Here is a 13,996-nt window from a genome sequence, read left to right as displayed (position 1 = left end):
CGTCCCGGCAGGTTGTGGCGCGCCCGGTGAATTCCTCAGGACTCCAGGGACGCCCAGTGCACGAGGACGCGCTCCGATTCGGCGCCAACTACACGCCCGCCCAGGGCTGGTTCCACCACTGGCTGGACTTCGACCTCGACGAGGTCAGGGCCGACCTCGACTCGATCGCCGCACTCGGGCTGGACCACGTCCGGGTGTTCCCGCTGTGGCCGGTGTTCCAGCCGAACCGGACGCTGATCCGGCCGCGCGCCGTGGAGCAGCTGGTCGCGCTCGCCGACGCGGCGGCCGAACGCGGCCTGGACGTCGCGGTGGACGGGCTCCAGGGGCACCTGTCGAGCTTCGACTTCCTGCCCGCCTGGACCCGCACCTGGCACCGGCGCGGCCTGTTCACCGACCAGGAGGTGGTCTCCGGCCAGGCGCACTACCTGCGCACGCTGGCCGCCGCCCTCGCGGACCGGCCGAACTTCCTGGGCATGACCGTCGGCAACGAGATCAACCAGTTCTCCGACGACCCCCACCCCGACCCCGACCGGATCACCCCGCAGCAGGCCGCCCGGTGGCTGGAGCGGATGCTGGCCGCCTGCGAGGAGGGCGCGCCCGGGCGGTTCCACGTGCACGCCGAGTACGACGCCGCCTGGTACCGGGACGGGCACCCCTTCACCGTCGCCCAGGCGGCGCGGCTGGGCGCGGCCACCGCCGTGCACTCCTGGGTGTTCAACGGCACCGCGCAGCGCCACGGCCCGGCGGGGACGGCGACCGAGCACCACGCCGCGTACCTGGTCGAGCTGTCCAAGGCCTGGGCACTGGACCCGCACCGGCCGGTGTGGCTCCAGGAGGTCGGCGCGCCGGCCCCGCTGATCGGGCCCGAGCGCGCGGCCGCGTTCACCGAGGCCACCGTGGCCAACGCCCTGGACTGCCCGGACCTGTGGGGGGTGACCTGGTGGTGCTCGCACGACGTCTCCCGGGAGCTCGCGGACTTCCCGGAGCTGGAGTACGGCCTCGGTCTGCTCACCAACGACCGCCGGACCAAGCCCGCCGGGGCGGCCGTCGCCCGGATCGCCGCACGGTGGCGGGGGCGCGCGCACCGGCCCGCCGTACGGTCCACCGCGCTGGTGGTCGACGTCGGCGGGGCGGACGCGGCCCCCCGGCGCTCGGTGTGCGCGCCCGGCGGCGCGTTCTTCGAGGCGTGGGCGGAGCTCACCGCGCAGGGGGTCCGGCCCGCGGTGGTGCTGGCCGAACTCGCGGAAGACCAGGCGCACCTGTCCGCGCGCGGCATCACCGAGGTGCTGCGCGTTCCCGACCTGACCTGACCTGACGCCCATCCGGAGGAGCCGGCATGTCCGAGAGCGATACGCCCAGACACCCCGCGGCGCGGGGCGAGGCGATACCGGCCGATGGTCCACGGTGCGACGCGTCAGGGCCGGCCCGGCGCTCGGTGCTGGCGGCCGGGGCGGGGGCCGTCGCCCTGGCCGCCGGGTCCGCTCCCGCGCCGGCCGCCGCCGCCCAGGCTCCGGCGGCCACGGATCCCGCGGCCACGGATCCGGCGGTCGGGGCCGCGGCGGCCACCCCCTCCGACCTGGCCCCGTACGCCTCCTACTGGTACCCCGACTCCCTCCCCGAGGGCGCCCCCGGCCCCGGGATCGTATGGCGCTCGCTCAAGCAGTGGACCCCGCAGGGCGATCCCGATCTCGCCCACAACACCGCGACCGTCCCGCTCGCGCCGCGCTTCACCCCGGTGCCGGCGCACCGCGGCGCCCGCGCCGGCCAGGCCCGGATCGCCTCCCTCGTCTCGTTCGGCCCCACCGCGCTGAACCCCTCGCAGGGCTCGGCCACGGCCGACTCCTACGCGCTGACGCACTGGGCGTACATCGACGAGCTGGTGTTCTGGGGCGGCTCCGCCGGCGAGGGCATCGTGCTCGCCCCGAACGCCCCCGTGGTCGACGCGGCCCACCGCAACGGGGTCCGGGTGCTGGGCAACGTCTTCCTGCCCCCCGCGGCCTACGGCGGCGACCTCCGGTGGACCCGCGACCTGGTCCAGCGGGACTCCCTCGGCCGGTTCCCGATCGCCGAGCAGCTGGTGCGGGTGGCGTCGGCGTACGGATTCGACGGCTGGTTCGTCAACGCCGAGACCGAGGGCGGGGACAGCGAACTCGCCACCCTGATGCGGCTGTTCCTGCGCGCCCTGCGGGCGGCCGGCGAGCCGCACGGGCTGCGCATCACCTGGTACGACGCGATGAACACCACCGGGCGGGTCGGCTGGCAGGGCGCGCTCAACGAGCTCAACCAGGAGTTCTTCGAGGACCGGGCCGGAAAGGTCGCGGACACCATGTTCGTGGACTTCCGCTGGACCCCGCAGACCCTGGCCGGCTCCGGGGCGCTCGCGGACCGGCTGGGCCGTTCCCGCCACGAGCTGTGGGCGGCCGTGGACACCGAGTCCCACGGCTGGAACTCCGCCGTCCGCTGGGACGCGATCATCCCGCGCGAGCGCGACCACGTCGTCAGCTACGGCTTCTACCGGCCGGAGTGGACCCGCAACCACCTCACCGACCGCTCCCCCGGCGCGTTCCACCGCGCCGACGACCGGTTCTGGACGGGCGCGTCCCTCGATCCGTCCCGCCCGGACCCCGAAGACACCTGGCGGGCCCCGGCGACGGCCGTCGCCGACCGGGCCACGGTGGCCTCGCTCCCCTTCGCCTGCTCCTTCAACACCGGGCACGGGGAGCGCTGGTACGAGGGGGGCGAGGTCGCCTCCGACACGCCGTGGAACCACCTCGGGCTCCAGGACCGGCTGCCGGGCCGCCGCTGGGTCGTGGACACCACCGGGCAGCGGCCCGCCGTGGCCCTGGACTTCGCGCGCGCCTGGCGCGGCGGCTCCAGCCTGCTCGTCACCGGCCCCCTGACCGCCCCGGCCGCCGTCGGCCTGCACGCGACCCGCCTTCCGCTCACCCGGTCCACGGTGCTGGAGCTGGTGCACGCCACGGAGGCCGGCCCGGTCGCCGTCGAGGTCGGGGTGGCCACCCGCGAGCCGGCGGCTCCGGGCGAGCCGGTCCCGTACACCTGGCTGCGGGCGGAGACCCTCGGCGCGGGGCGGGCCTGGCGCCGGACACGGGTCGGGCTGCCGGCGCTGGCGGGGCGGACGGCGTACGCGCTCGCCGTACGGGTCACGGGGCTCGGGGACGGGGCCGTGGCGTGGCGGCTCGGGGCCCTGTCGGTACGCGACACGGCCGCCGCCCGGCGCCCGGCGGCTCCTGCCGCACTGACCGTGGACGCCGCGGCCCGCCGGGGGGACCAGGCCCGGCTCCGCCTCTCGTGGCGCCGGGCGGCCGGGCCGGTCCGGCACTACGCGGTGTCCCGGGTACTGCCCGACGGCAGCCGCCGTTTCCTCGGCGGAACCTGTTCCGCCGCCCTCTACCTGCCCTCCGTGGGGCGGGCCGGTCAGGAGCGGGCCACGGTCCTGGAGGTGCGGGCCGTGGACGAGCTGTACGCGGCCTCCCTCCCGGCCCGCACCACGCTGACCTGGTAGAGCCGCAGGTCAGGAAAGGTGCGGTTCGGTGCGCGGAACCGCCACCGTCACCCGCAGCCCGTGCGGCGGGTTCGTCTCGTACGAGAGGGACCCGCCGCCCGCGGCGAGCAGGGCCCTGGAGATCGACAGGCCGAGCCCGGAGCCCTTGACGTTCTGGTGCCGCCCGCTGCGCCAGAACCGGTCGCCGATGCGCATCAGCTCGTCCTCGGTGAGACCGGGACCCCGGTCGGCGACGGCCACGCGGACGGTGCGCTCGACCACCGAGACCGACACCTCGACCTCCTCGCCGGACGGAGTGAACTTCAGGGCGTTGTCGATGACGGCGTCGAGCGCGCTGGACAGGGCAATCGGGTCGGCCCAGCCGGTGACGGCGGACCGGCCCGTCCCCGTGAGCCGTACGCCCTTCTCCTCGGCGAACGGACGCCAGGCGGCGACCCGCTCCGCGGCCAGCGCGCCGATGTCGGTGAGGCTGATCTCGGCGGAGGCGTGCTCGGCCAGCGCCAGGTCCAGCAGGTCGTCCAGGACCTGGGTCAGGCGCTTGCCCTCGGCGCGCACGGAAGCGATCTCCTCGTTGCCCTCGGGGAGTTCGAGGGCGAGCAGCTCGATCCGCAGGAGCAGCGCGGCGAGCGGGTTGCGCAGCTGGTGGGAAGCGTCCGCGACGAACGCCCGCTGCTGCTCCAGTACCTCTTCGACGTTGTCGGCCATCTCGTTGAACGACCGGGCCAGGCGTTGGAGTTCCGGCGGCCCCCCTGCGGCCGCGACCCGCGAGTTCATCCGTCCGGTGGCGATGCCGTGGGCTGCCGCGTCCAGGGTCTGCACGGGCTTGAGGACCCAGCTGGTGAGGCGCAGGGCGGCGCCGAAGGCGACCAGCATGGCGGCGGCGAGCCCGCCCGCGATGAGCAGCCAGCCGCGCAGGATCCGGGCGCGCATCTGATCGGTGGGCGATTCGGTGGCGACGACGGCGACCACGTCCCCGTCGAGGACCACCGGGGAGACGACGAGGAGTTTGCCGTGGGTCTGCCAGGGCCAGACCTGGCCGGGGTCGTGGCTGCGCCGCCCGGCCAGTGCCTCCATGAAGGCGCGGCGGCCCTCTCCGGACTCGGGGAGCTGCCACCAGCCGGGGGCGCGCGCCATGGCGTTGTCGTCGCGGTAGAAGATGCCGACGCGGATGCCGTACAGGTCCTGGTAGCGGGCGAGTTCGTGCTGGAGGGTCGCGATGCGCTCGTCGGCTCCGCTGGATCCGGCGCCCTCGGCGTCGATCACGAACTGGGCGAGGGCCGCGAAGCGGGCGCTGTCGTCGATGCGGTCGACGACCACCCGCTGCTGCTGTCCGGCGGCCAGGCTCACGGCGAGCGGGAAGCCGAGCGCGAGGAGCGTGCCCGCCATCAGGATGACGAGGAGCGGGAGCAGCCTGGCGCGCACGGGGCGGATTCCTCAGGGGGTGGTGGGGGCGACGAGCCGGTAGCCCACCCCGCGGACGGTCTCGATGAGGGCGGGCATGCGGAGCTTGGAGCGCAGCGAGGCGACGTGGACCTCCAGGGTGCGGCCCGTCCCCTCCCAGCTGGTGCGCCACACCTCACTGATGATCTGTTCTCGGCGGAAGACGACCCCGGGCCGCTGCGCGAGCAGCGCCAGCAGGTCGAACTCCTTGCGGGTGAGCGGCACATCGGCGCCGTCCACGCTGACCCGGCGGGTGGGCAGCTCGATGCTGACGGAGCCGAGCCGCACCGTGGCGGGCGTGCCGACGCCGGTGGCGGCGGCTTCCTCGGAGGCGCCGGTGCGCCGGGCGACCGCGTGGATGCGGGCCAGGAGTTCGCCGGTGTCGTAGGGCTTGACCACGTAGTCGTCGGCGCCCATGTTCAGGCCGTGGATGCGGGAGCGCACATCGGCCCGCGCGGTCACCATGATGACCGGCGTGGCGGTGCGCTTGCGGATCTTCCCGCACACCTCGTAGCCGTCCTGGTCGGGCAGTCCGAGGTCGAGCAGGACCACACCGAAGGGGGGTGCTCCGGCGGGCAGCAGGGCCTGGAGGGCCTCCTCGCCGTTGCGGGCGTGGGTGACCTGGAAGCCGTGCCGGGCGAGGATCGCGGACAGGGCGGCGGCGACGTGGTCGTCGTCCTCGACGAGCAGCAGTCTCATGTCGTCCCCCTCTCCTTGTCTCGGTTTTCGGTTCCTGTTCAGGGCCACCTTGCATCCACGCCGATGCGGGCGCCCGCGTCAAGGGGGTTCCGGCTCGGCGCGTCTTCCGTTATGCACCCGGTACGAGCAGATCGCGGGGGCGCACGGAGCGTATCGGGGCGAGGCCCGATCGTTATGCTCAATTCTCCCTCAGATGTGATGACGCTGTGGACGCCTCGTCACTACTGTCCTCCCAACCGAGGAGGACGGAGCAAGAAGCCGATGAGCGGAGTATCAGTGACCAAGGACGTGCAGGACGCGGCCGGCGCCGCGGACGACCTGGTCGTACTGAGCAACGTCAACAAGCACTTCGGCGCGCTGCACGTGCTTCAGGACATCGATCTGAGCATTGCCCGCGGTGAGGTCGTCGTGGTGATCGGTCCTTCGGGATCGGGCAAGTCCACACTGTGCCGGACCATCAACCGGCTGGAAACCATCGACTCGGGCACCATCACGCTCGACGGCAAGGAGCTGCCCTCCGAGGGCAGGGAACTGGCCCGGCTGCGCGCCGACGTCGGCATGGTCTTCCAGTCGTTCAACCTCTTCGCGCACAAGACGGTGCTCCAGAACGTCATGCTGGGCCAGGTCAAGGTCCGCAAGGCGGACCACGCGGCCGCCCACGCCAAGGCGGTGGCCCTGCTGGACCGGGTGGGCGTCGGCTCGCAGGCCGACAAGTACCCGGCGCAGCTCTCCGGCGGCCAGCAGCAGCGTGTGGCGATCGCCCGCGCGCTGGCCATGGAGCCGAAGGTGATGCTGTTCGACGAGCCGACCTCGGCGCTCGACCCGGAGATGATCAACGAGGTGCTGGAGGTCATGCAGCAGCTCGCCCGCGAGGGGATGACCATGGTGGTCGTCACGCACGAGATGGGCTTCGCCCGCTCCGCGGCGAACCGGGTCGTCTTCATGGCCGACGGAAAGATCGTCGAAGAGGCCGCGCCCGAGCAGTTCTTCAGCAACCCGCGCAGTGACCGGGCGAAGGACTTCCTCTCGAAGATCCTGCACCACTGAGGTTTCCGGTCTGGTAGTCATCCGGTGACGGACCACCGGCGGGCGGTTCGCGCTGCCCGCGCGTGTGCGGCCGTACGCGTCGCTCGTCGTTCAACAACGTCTCATCCGAGGGAAGTTCACCATGAAGATCTCCAAGGCCGTTGCGGCCGCGGCCGCGGCCGTCGCTCTCGCCCTGACCGCTACCGCCTGTGGCGGCGGCAGCGACAAGGGCTCCGCCGACGGCAATGCGTCCGGTGATGCCAAGAAGGACAAGATCGTCATCGGCATCAAGTTCGACCAGCCGGGCCTGGGCCTCAAGACCCCTGACGGCAAGTACACGGGCTTCGACGTCGACGTCGCGACGTACGTGGCCAAGGAGCTGGGCTACCAGCCGGACCAGATCGAGTGGAAGCAGGCGGTCAGCGCCGAGCGCGAGAACCTGATCTCCAACGGCGACGTGAAGCTGGTCGTCGCGAGCTACACGATCAACGACAAGCGCAAGGAGAAGGTCGACTTCGCCGGCCCGTACTTCCTCGCGCACCAGGACCTGCTGGTCCGCGCCGACGAGACCTCGATCACCAAGGCCGAGGAGCTGAACAAGAAGAAGCTCTGCTCGGTCACCGGTTCCACGTCGGCGCAGAACGTCAAGACCAAGCTGGCGCCCGAGGCCGACCTGCTCGAGCAGGGTGGCTACTCCGACTGCCTGACCGGTCTGGAGAACAAGAAGGTCGACGCCCTGACCACGGACAACTCGATCCTGGCGGGCTACGCGGCGCAGGACAAGAACAAGGGCAAGTTCAAGCTGGTCGGGCTGAGCCTGAGCAACGAGCCCTACGGCATCGGCCTGAAGAAGGGCGACAAGGACCTTCAGACCAAGGTCAACGCCGCTCTGAAGAAGATGGTCGCGGACGGCGCCTGGGAGGCGGCCGTGCAGAAGAACTTCGGCCCGGCCAACTACAAGAACGAGCCTGCTCCGCAGATCACCGAAGGCAGCTGATTCATCGGTGAGGGGCGTCGCCGCCCGCCTGTCACGGGCGGCGCCGCACCTCACCGGCCATCCTGGGGAGAGCGCAGGGCATCGTGTTCGATTTTCTTGATTCCGGGCAGTACGACGTGCTCGGAGCCTTCTGGGTGACGGTTCAGCTCACCCTCTACTCGGCGGCCGGGTCCCTGATCTGGGGCACCGCCCTGGCCGGGATGCGGGTCAGCCCGGTCCCGCTGTTGCGGGGCTTCGGTACCGCATACGTCAACCTGGTGCGCAACACGCCGCTGACCGTGCTGATCATCGCCTGCTCGCTGGGCCTGAGCCAGACCCTCGGCATCGAGCTGGGCGGCGACACCTTCAAGGAGACGGGTTTCCGGCTCGCGGTCCTCGGACTGACGGCCTACACCGGAACCTTCGTGTGCGAGGCGATCCGCTCGGGCATCAACACCGTGCCCGTCGGCCAGGCCGAAGCGGCCCGCGCACTGGGGCTGAGCTTCTTCCAGGTGCTCACCCTGATCGTGCTCCCCCAGGCCTTCCGGGCGGTCGTGGCACCGCTCACCAACGTACTCATCGCCCTCACCAAGAACACCACGGTGGCGGCGACCATCGGCGTGGCCGAAGCGGCCCTGCTGATGAAGGAAATGATCGAGAACGAGGCGGACGCGCTCTTCGCCGTCTTCGGGGTCTTCGCCCTCGGCTTCGTCCTGCTGACCCTGCCCACCGGCCTGCTGCTGGGCTGGGTGGCCAAGCGAGTGGCGGTGAAGCGATGACCTCCGTGCTGTACGACACCCCGGGCCCCAGGGCCAAGGCACGCAACTGGCTGTACAGCGGCATCTTCGTCGTGCTGTTCGGTCTCGCCCTGTGGTGGGCGCTGTCCCTCATGGCCGAGAAGGGCCAGCTCGACGCCGAGAAGTGGACCCCCTTCGTCACCGACGGCCAGATCTGGACCACCTTCCTGATCCCCGGCCTGCTGGAGACCCTGAAGGCCGGCGCGATCGCCATGGTGATCGCGCTCCCCCTGGGTGCCCTGCTGGGCATCGGCCGGCTGTCCGACCACGCGTGGGTGCGGGGGCCGGTCGGCGCGGTCGTCGAGTTCTTCCGCGCCATCCCGGTCCTGATCCTGATGGTGTTCGGCAGCCAGCTGTACGTGCAGTTCACCGACATCCCCTCGGAGCACCGGCCGCTCTACGCCGTGGTCACCGGCCTGGTCCTCTACAACGCCGCCGTCATCGCCGAGATCGTCCGGGCGGGCGTGCTGTCCCTGCCCCGCGGTCAGACCGACGCGGCCAAGGCGATCGGCATGCGCAAGGGCCAGACGATGGCCTACGTGCTGGTCCCGCAGGCCGTCACGGCGATGCTCCCCGCCCTGGTCAGCCAGCTCGTGGTGATCCTCAAGGACACCGCGCTCGGCGGCTCCCTGCTCGGCCTCGGCGAGCTCCTGTCGATGAACCGGCAGATCTCCGCGAACTACAGCAACACCATCGCGACCCTCGTGGTGATCGCGCTGATCTACATCGTCGTGAACTTCGCCCTCACCTCGTTCGCCTCCTGGCTCGAGGCCCGGCTGCGGAGGTCGAAGAAGGGCACCGGCGCGGTCGTCGGCGCGAGCGACGTCAACGACATGGCCACCGGCGCCAACAGCGCGGGCGGCTGAGCCGAACCCGCTTCCGGGTCCGGAAGCCCCCTACGGCCTGACACAGGGTCAGTCATAGTGCGTAGCCCGTGTGGTGCGGCGGAACTCTTTCCGCCGCACCACACGGCGTTGTCGCGACCGGCGTCACTTGACGCAGGCACCTCCAGTGGGTTGCATACGTTCTGTGATCACATACCGGACATCGGGAGCCGCGCCATGGACCCGGTGATCGTCGTCGGCGCGGGGCCCGTCGGACTGTCCCTGTCCCTCGCCCTGGCCGGCCAGGGCGTGCCCTCTGTCGTGCTCGACGAAGGACCCGGCAAGGACGAACCCCGTCCGGCCCGGACCGTCGTCCTGCACGCCGACACGGCGGCCATGGCGCACCGGCTGGGCTGTGCGACGCTGCGCGACGAGGGGGCCTGCTTCGCCGCCTGGCGCACCATGCGGCGCAGCCGGCCCGCCCAGCGGATCACCTTCGACGACGGCCCCGCCCCCCTGCACCTGCCGCAGCACGCCCTGGCGCGCGGGCTGCGCGCGGCCGCGGGCGCGCACCCGCTCGTGCAGCTGGTCAGTGACAGCCGGCTGGACTCGGTGGAGCAGGACGACCACGGGGTCACCGCGCACACGCAGGGCGCCGAGACCACGTGGTGGCGCGGGAGTTACCTCGTCGGCTGCGACGGTGCCCGCTCCACCGTGCGCAAGCTGCTCGGCATCCGCTTCCCGGGCCGCACCGCCGTGGAGCGGCACGCCGTGGCCGCCCTGCGCACCGAACTGCCCTGGCCGGGCGAGGCCTTGCTGGACCGCAGCCCGCCGCAGGAGGTCACCTCCCGGCCGCTGCCCGACGGGGTGTGGCGGCTGGACTGGCTGCTTCCGGCCCGCGGTGAGCTCGTCACCCCCGACACGCTGGTGACCCTCGTACGGGACACCCTGGCGGCCTGGTGCGGAGGTACGACTCCCCCGTACGACCTCCTCGACACCGGGGTCCACACGCTGCACCACCGTCTCGCGCGCCGCTGGCGCGACGGGCGCGCCTTCCTCGCCGGGGACGCCGCCCACCTGCTGGGCGCGCTGGGCACGCAGGGGGTCGAGGAGGGGCTCCGGGACGCGGAGAACCTCGCGTGGAAGCTGTCCCTGGCCTGGCACCAGGGCGCGTCCGAGGCGCTGCTCGACAGTTACGAGGGCGAGCGGCGCACGGCGGTCGCCGCACGGCTGCGCGCCGCCGACCAGGCGATGCCGGCGCTGCGGGCCGGGGGCGCCCTGCGCACGTACCTGCCCGGCTCCGCCCGGTCCGCCGAGTCCCTGCTGACCGACGGCCATCTGGGGCGGGGGCCGCTGGGTGCGGCTCCGTCGTACGCCCCGCCGCTGGCCGTACGGGAGGTCCCGACGGCCACGGAGCCGGGCGGTCCGGTGGCGAACGTACCGGTGACGGCGCCCGACGGGTCGACCGTGCCGCTGCGCGACCTGCTGGGGCAGGGCCGGCTGCTGGTGGTCCTGGTCGCGCCGGGCACCGGGGTCTGGGACCGGCGCCACTGGCTCGGCGCCGGGCTGATGCCCCGCCTCGCGGCGGCGGTCAGCGCACTGCCCGTCCGTACCGATCTGCTCGTCGCGGACGGCTATCCCGGGGCCCCCGCGCACACCGTGCTCCTGGTCCGGCCGGACGGGCATCTGGCCGCCACGTTCGCGGGGGTGCGTCCGGCGGAGCTGTACGAGGCGGCGGACGCGGTCCGGGCGGGCGCGCCCGCGTCCCGGGTGCCGGCGCCTTCGGCCGCCACGCCGCCGATCGTGGTGATCGATTGACCGGCTCGCGGCCCTCGTGGTTCACTCGCGGACATGACCGGCAATGACGTACGCCTGTGGCGGAGGGTCCATATGGACCTGCTCCGCTACGCGGGCTGCGTGTGTCGCCCTTCCTGCTGATTCGCCCTTCCCTCCGCGCGCCCCGTGCCGTCACCGGCCTGCGCGCATTCCGCGAACCCAGGAACGGTCCCCTTCATGTCCGCACCCTCCGCGCAGTCCACGCTGTCCGCACCCGCGCACGCCCCCGAGTCCGTACGGGGCGGCGGCCCCACGGCCGCCGAACTCCTCGCCTTCGCCCTGCGCACCGCCGCCGACCCCGAGATCGTCTCCTCGCTGCCGCTCGACCCCGAGGGCCGCACCTGGATCCGGCTGGACGGGCCGGGCGGCAGTGAGGCGTGGCTGATCGGCTGGCCTCCGGGGACGGGCACGGGCTGGCACGACCACGCCGAGTCGCGGGGGGCGTTCGCCACGGCACGGGGCCGGCTGACCGAGCACTCGCTGGCCGTACGCCTGCCCGCGGAGGGCTGGCAGTCGCTGGAGCTGGCTCCCGGACTGGACCGCAGCCGGAGTCTGGACGCGGGTACCGGGCGGGCCTTCGGGGAGCACCACGTGCACGAGGTGCTCAACGCGTCCGGGGCCGGGCACGCGGTCTCGGTGCACGCGTACTACCCGCCGCTGCCGCTGATCCGGCGCTACAGCCGTAGCGGCCCGGTGCTCAGCCTGGAGCACGTCGAGCGTCCGGCGGACTGGCAGTGAGCGCCCCGACCGGCATCGACGAGCTGCTGGAGCGGGTCCGCGCGGGATTCACCCGGGTCGGCCCCCGGGAGGCGTACGAGGCCTCGCGCGCCGGAGCCCTCCTGGTGGACATCCGCTACCAGGCGCTGCGGGACCGCGACGGCCTGATCCCGGGCGCGCTGGTGGTGGAGCGCAACGAACTGGAGTGGCGCCTGGACCCCCAGGGCAGCCACCGCGCCCCCGAGGCCGACAGCCATGACCTCCAGGTGGTGGTGATCTGCAACGAGGGCTACGCCTCCAGCCTCGCCGCGGTCTCCCTGCACGCCTTGGGCCTCCACCGCGCGACGGACCTGACGGGCGGCTTCCAGGCCTGGAAGTCGGCGGGCCTGCCGGTGACCGAACCCTCGTCAGACACCCGCTAGCCCGGGGGCTCCAGGTCGTCGGCGTCCTCGCCCTCCGCCTCCAGGGCACGGCGGACCACCCGCAGGGCCATGCCCTCCGGGTACCCCTTGCGGGCGAGCATCCCGGCGAGGCGCCTGATCCGCTTGTCGCGCTCGAGGCCCCGGGTGGCGCGGAGCTTGCGCTCCACGAGCTCGCGGGCGGTCTCCTCCTCCTGCTCGGAGTCCAGCAGTTCCAGGGCGTCGGCCACGAGGGTGGCGTGCACCCCCTTGGTCCGCAGCTCCTGCGCGAGGGCGCGGCGGGCCAGGCCCCGGCCGCGGTGCCGGGACTCGACCCAGGCCCCGGCGAACGCGGCGTCGTCGATCAGGCCCACCTCCTCGTACCGGGAGAGGACCTGCTGCGACACCTCCTCGGGGATGCCCCGCTTGTCCAGGGCGTCCGCGAGCTGGCGCCGGGTGCGCGGGCTCCCCGTGAGCAGGCGCAGGCAGATCGCCCGCGCCTGCTCCTCGGGGCTCTGGGGCGGCAGTTCCTGGCGGTCCTCACGACCGCGCCTGCTCCTGCCGCCCCCTTCCTGCTCCCGCACGGGTCAGCTCTTGGCCGCGGCGGCCTTGGCCGTCGTCTTCGCCTTCGTGGCGGGCGCGGGCACAGCCGCGGCCTCGGCGGGCGCGGCGGCTGCGGCGTCGTCCGCGGCGGCGTCCTTGCGGACTCCCACGCCCAGCTTCTCCTTGATCTTCCGCTCGATCTCGTTGGCGAGATCCGGGTTGTCCTTCAGGAAGTTGCGGGCGTTCTCCTTGCCCTGGCCGAGCTGGTCGCCCTCGTACGTGTACCAGGCGCCGGCCTTGCGCACGAAGCCGTGCTCCACGCCCATGTCGATCAGGCCGCCCTCGCGGCTGATGCCCTGGCCGTAGAGGATGTCGAACTCGGCCTGCTTGAACGGGGGCGCGACCTTGTTCTTGACGACCTTGACGCGGGTGCGGTTGCCGACCGCGTCGGTGCCGTCCTTCAGGGTCTCGATGCGGCGGATGTCGAGGCGCACGGAGGCGTAGAACTTCAGCGCGCGGCCACCGGTGGTGGTCTCCGGCGAGCCGAACATCACACCGATCTTCTCGCGGAGCTGGTTGATGAAGATCGCGGTGGTCTTGGACTGGTTGAGCGCACCGGTGATCTTCCGGAGCGCCTGGCTCATCAGACGGGCCTGGAGACCCACGTGCGAGTCGCCCATCTCGCCCTCGATCTCGGCGCGCGGCACCAGGGCCGCCACGGAGTCGATGACGATCAGGTCGAGGGCACCGGAGCGGACCAGCATGTCCACGATCTCCAGCGCCTGCTCGCCGGTGTCCGGCTGCGACAGGATGAGGTTGTCGGTGTCGACGCCGAGGGCCTTCGCGTACTCGGGGTCGAGCGCGTGCTCGGCGTCCACGAAGGCGACGGTGCCGCCGGCCTTCTGCGCGTTGGCCACGGCGTGCAGGGTCAGGGTCGTCTTGCCGGAGGACTCCGGCCCGTACACCTCGATCACGCGGCCGCGGGGCAGCCCGCCCACGCCGAGGGCGATGTCCAGCGCGGTCGACCCGGTGGGGATGACCTCGATGGGGTCGTTCGGCTTGTCGCCGAGGCGCATGACCGCACCCTTGCCGAATTGCCGTTCAATCTGTGCGAGCGCGGCGTCGAGAGCCTTCTCGCGGTCGGTGCCTGCCATGGGTTCCACCCGGTTTGCTTGAGTCGATCGCTTCACGCCATTGACGCTAATGCCTGCCACTGA

The 13,996-nt window shown here is 72.5% G+C and carries 14 protein-coding genes; 10 read left to right on the top strand and 4 right to left on the bottom strand.

What is annotated here, in order from left to right:
* The first annotated feature begins 56 nt into the window (after window positions 1-56).
* Window positions 57-1,310 carry a glycoside hydrolase 5 family protein gene (locus ACTVZO_RS29855; protein WP_443301263.1) on the top strand — a complete coding sequence of 418 codons (1,254 nt, stop codon included), beginning with the start codon at window positions 57-59 and terminating at the stop codon, window positions 1,308-1,310.
* A 26-nt stretch (window positions 1,311-1,336) separates the two neighbouring features.
* Window positions 1,337-3,523, top strand: coding sequence for an endo-beta-N-acetylglucosaminidase (locus ACTVZO_RS29850; protein WP_443301262.1), 2,187 nt, complete (start codon window positions 1,337-1,339; stop codon window positions 3,521-3,523).
* Between the two features lie 9 nt (window positions 3,524-3,532).
* On the opposite strand, the gene ACTVZO_RS29845 is transcribed toward ACTVZO_RS29850, so the two are convergent.
* Window positions 3,533-4,945, bottom strand: a complete 1,413-nt coding sequence (locus tag ACTVZO_RS29845) for an ATP-binding protein (RefSeq protein WP_443301261.1) — start codon at window positions 4,943-4,945, stop codon at window positions 3,533-3,535.
* A 12-nt stretch (window positions 4,946-4,957) separates the two neighbouring features.
* Window positions 4,958-5,662 carry a response regulator transcription factor gene (locus ACTVZO_RS29840; protein WP_443301260.1) on the bottom strand — a complete coding sequence of 235 codons (705 nt, stop codon included), beginning with the start codon at window positions 5,660-5,662 and terminating at the stop codon, window positions 4,958-4,960.
* Between the two features lie 261 nt (window positions 5,663-5,923).
* Between ACTVZO_RS29840 and ACTVZO_RS29835 the strand changes: the two genes are divergently transcribed.
* The 8 genes from ACTVZO_RS29835 (at window position 5,924) to ACTVZO_RS29800 (ending at window position 12,260) form a co-directional block, all read left to right on the top strand.
* On the top strand, window positions 5,924-6,709 hold the full coding sequence (locus ACTVZO_RS29835; RefSeq protein ID WP_443301259.1) for an amino acid ABC transporter ATP-binding protein: 786 nt from the start codon (window positions 5,924-5,926) through the stop codon (window positions 6,707-6,709).
* Between the two features lie 121 nt (window positions 6,710-6,830).
* Window positions 6,831-7,685, top strand: coding sequence for a glutamate ABC transporter substrate-binding protein (locus ACTVZO_RS29830; RefSeq protein ID WP_443301258.1), 855 nt, complete (start codon window positions 6,831-6,833; stop codon window positions 7,683-7,685).
* 83 nt (window positions 7,686-7,768) lie between these two features.
* Window positions 7,769-8,443, top strand: coding sequence for an amino acid ABC transporter permease (locus tag ACTVZO_RS29825; RefSeq protein ID WP_443301257.1), 675 nt, complete (start codon window positions 7,769-7,771; stop codon window positions 8,441-8,443).
* Window positions 8,440-9,327, top strand: a complete 888-nt coding sequence (locus ACTVZO_RS29820; protein WP_443301256.1) for an amino acid ABC transporter permease — start codon at window positions 8,440-8,442, stop codon at window positions 9,325-9,327. The genes ACTVZO_RS29825 and ACTVZO_RS29820 overlap by 4 nt, the downstream gene beginning before the upstream one ends.
* A 195-nt stretch (window positions 9,328-9,522) precedes the next feature.
* Window positions 9,523-11,103, top strand: coding sequence for an FAD-dependent monooxygenase (locus ACTVZO_RS29815; RefSeq protein ID WP_443301255.1), 1,581 nt, complete (start codon window positions 9,523-9,525; stop codon window positions 11,101-11,103).
* A gap of 33 nt (window positions 11,104-11,136) precedes the next feature.
* On the top strand, window positions 11,137-11,223 hold the full coding sequence (locus tag ACTVZO_RS29810) for a putative leader peptide (protein WP_311318651.1): 87 nt from the start codon (window positions 11,137-11,139) through the stop codon (window positions 11,221-11,223).
* A gap of 75 nt (window positions 11,224-11,298) precedes the next feature.
* Complete coding sequence (locus ACTVZO_RS29805) at window positions 11,299-11,859, top strand: cysteine dioxygenase (protein WP_443301254.1); 561 nt, start codon at window positions 11,299-11,301, stop codon at window positions 11,857-11,859.
* Window positions 11,856-12,260 carry a rhodanese-like domain-containing protein gene (locus tag ACTVZO_RS29800; RefSeq protein ID WP_443301253.1) on the top strand — a complete coding sequence of 135 codons (405 nt, stop codon included), beginning with the start codon at window positions 11,856-11,858 and terminating at the stop codon, window positions 12,258-12,260. Before ACTVZO_RS29805 ends, ACTVZO_RS29800 begins: the two co-directional genes overlap by 4 nt.
* Here the strand turns inward: ACTVZO_RS29800 and recX are convergent.
* The gene (gene recX, locus ACTVZO_RS29795) at window positions 12,257-12,820 is read right to left on the bottom strand and encodes a recombination regulator RecX (protein ID WP_443301252.1); all 564 of its coding nucleotides are present in this window, start codon (window positions 12,818-12,820) and stop codon (window positions 12,257-12,259) included. The genes ACTVZO_RS29800 and recX overlap by 4 nt on opposite strands.
* 3 nt (window positions 12,821-12,823) lie before the next feature.
* Window positions 12,824-13,933 carry a recombinase RecA gene (gene recA / locus ACTVZO_RS29790; RefSeq protein ID WP_443301251.1) on the bottom strand — a complete coding sequence of 370 codons (1,110 nt, stop codon included), beginning with the start codon at window positions 13,931-13,933 and terminating at the stop codon, window positions 12,824-12,826.
* Window positions 13,934-13,996: the final 63 nt, after the last annotated feature.

Source organism: Streptomyces sp. IBSNAI002, from assembly GCF_052244475.1.
GTDB lineage: Bacteria > Actinomycetota > Actinomycetes > Streptomycetales > Streptomycetaceae > Streptomyces.
The sequence above is the reverse complement of the archived record's forward strand: the minus strand, read 5'-3'. Positions and strand labels throughout refer to the sequence as shown.

Coding starts and splice junctions, on each gene's coding strand:
- ACTVZO_RS29805 (WP_443301254.1), top strand. CDS start 11,299: ATGTCCGCACCCTCCGCGCAGTCCACGCTGTCCGCACCCGCGCACGCC.
- ACTVZO_RS29815 (WP_443301255.1), top strand. CDS start 9,523: ATGGACCCGGTGATCGTCGTCGGCGCGGGGCCCGTCGGACTGTCCCTG.
- recA (WP_443301251.1), bottom strand. CDS start 13,933: ATGGCAGGCACCGACCGCGAGAAGGCTCTCGACGCCGCGCTCGCACAG.
- ACTVZO_RS29820 (WP_443301256.1), top strand. CDS start 8,440: ATGACCTCCGTGCTGTACGACACCCCGGGCCCCAGGGCCAAGGCACGC.
- ACTVZO_RS29810 (WP_311318651.1), top strand. CDS start 11,137: ATGACCGGCAATGACGTACGCCTGTGGCGGAGGGTCCATATGGACCTG.
- ACTVZO_RS29840 (WP_443301260.1), bottom strand. CDS start 5,662: ATGAGACTGCTGCTCGTCGAGGACGACGACCACGTCGCCGCCGCCCTG.
- ACTVZO_RS29850 (WP_443301262.1), top strand. CDS start 1,337: ATGTCCGAGAGCGATACGCCCAGACACCCCGCGGCGCGGGGCGAGGCG.
- ACTVZO_RS29835 (WP_443301259.1), top strand. CDS start 5,924: ATGAGCGGAGTATCAGTGACCAAGGACGTGCAGGACGCGGCCGGCGCC.
- ACTVZO_RS29830 (WP_443301258.1), top strand. CDS start 6,831: ATGAAGATCTCCAAGGCCGTTGCGGCCGCGGCCGCGGCCGTCGCTCTC.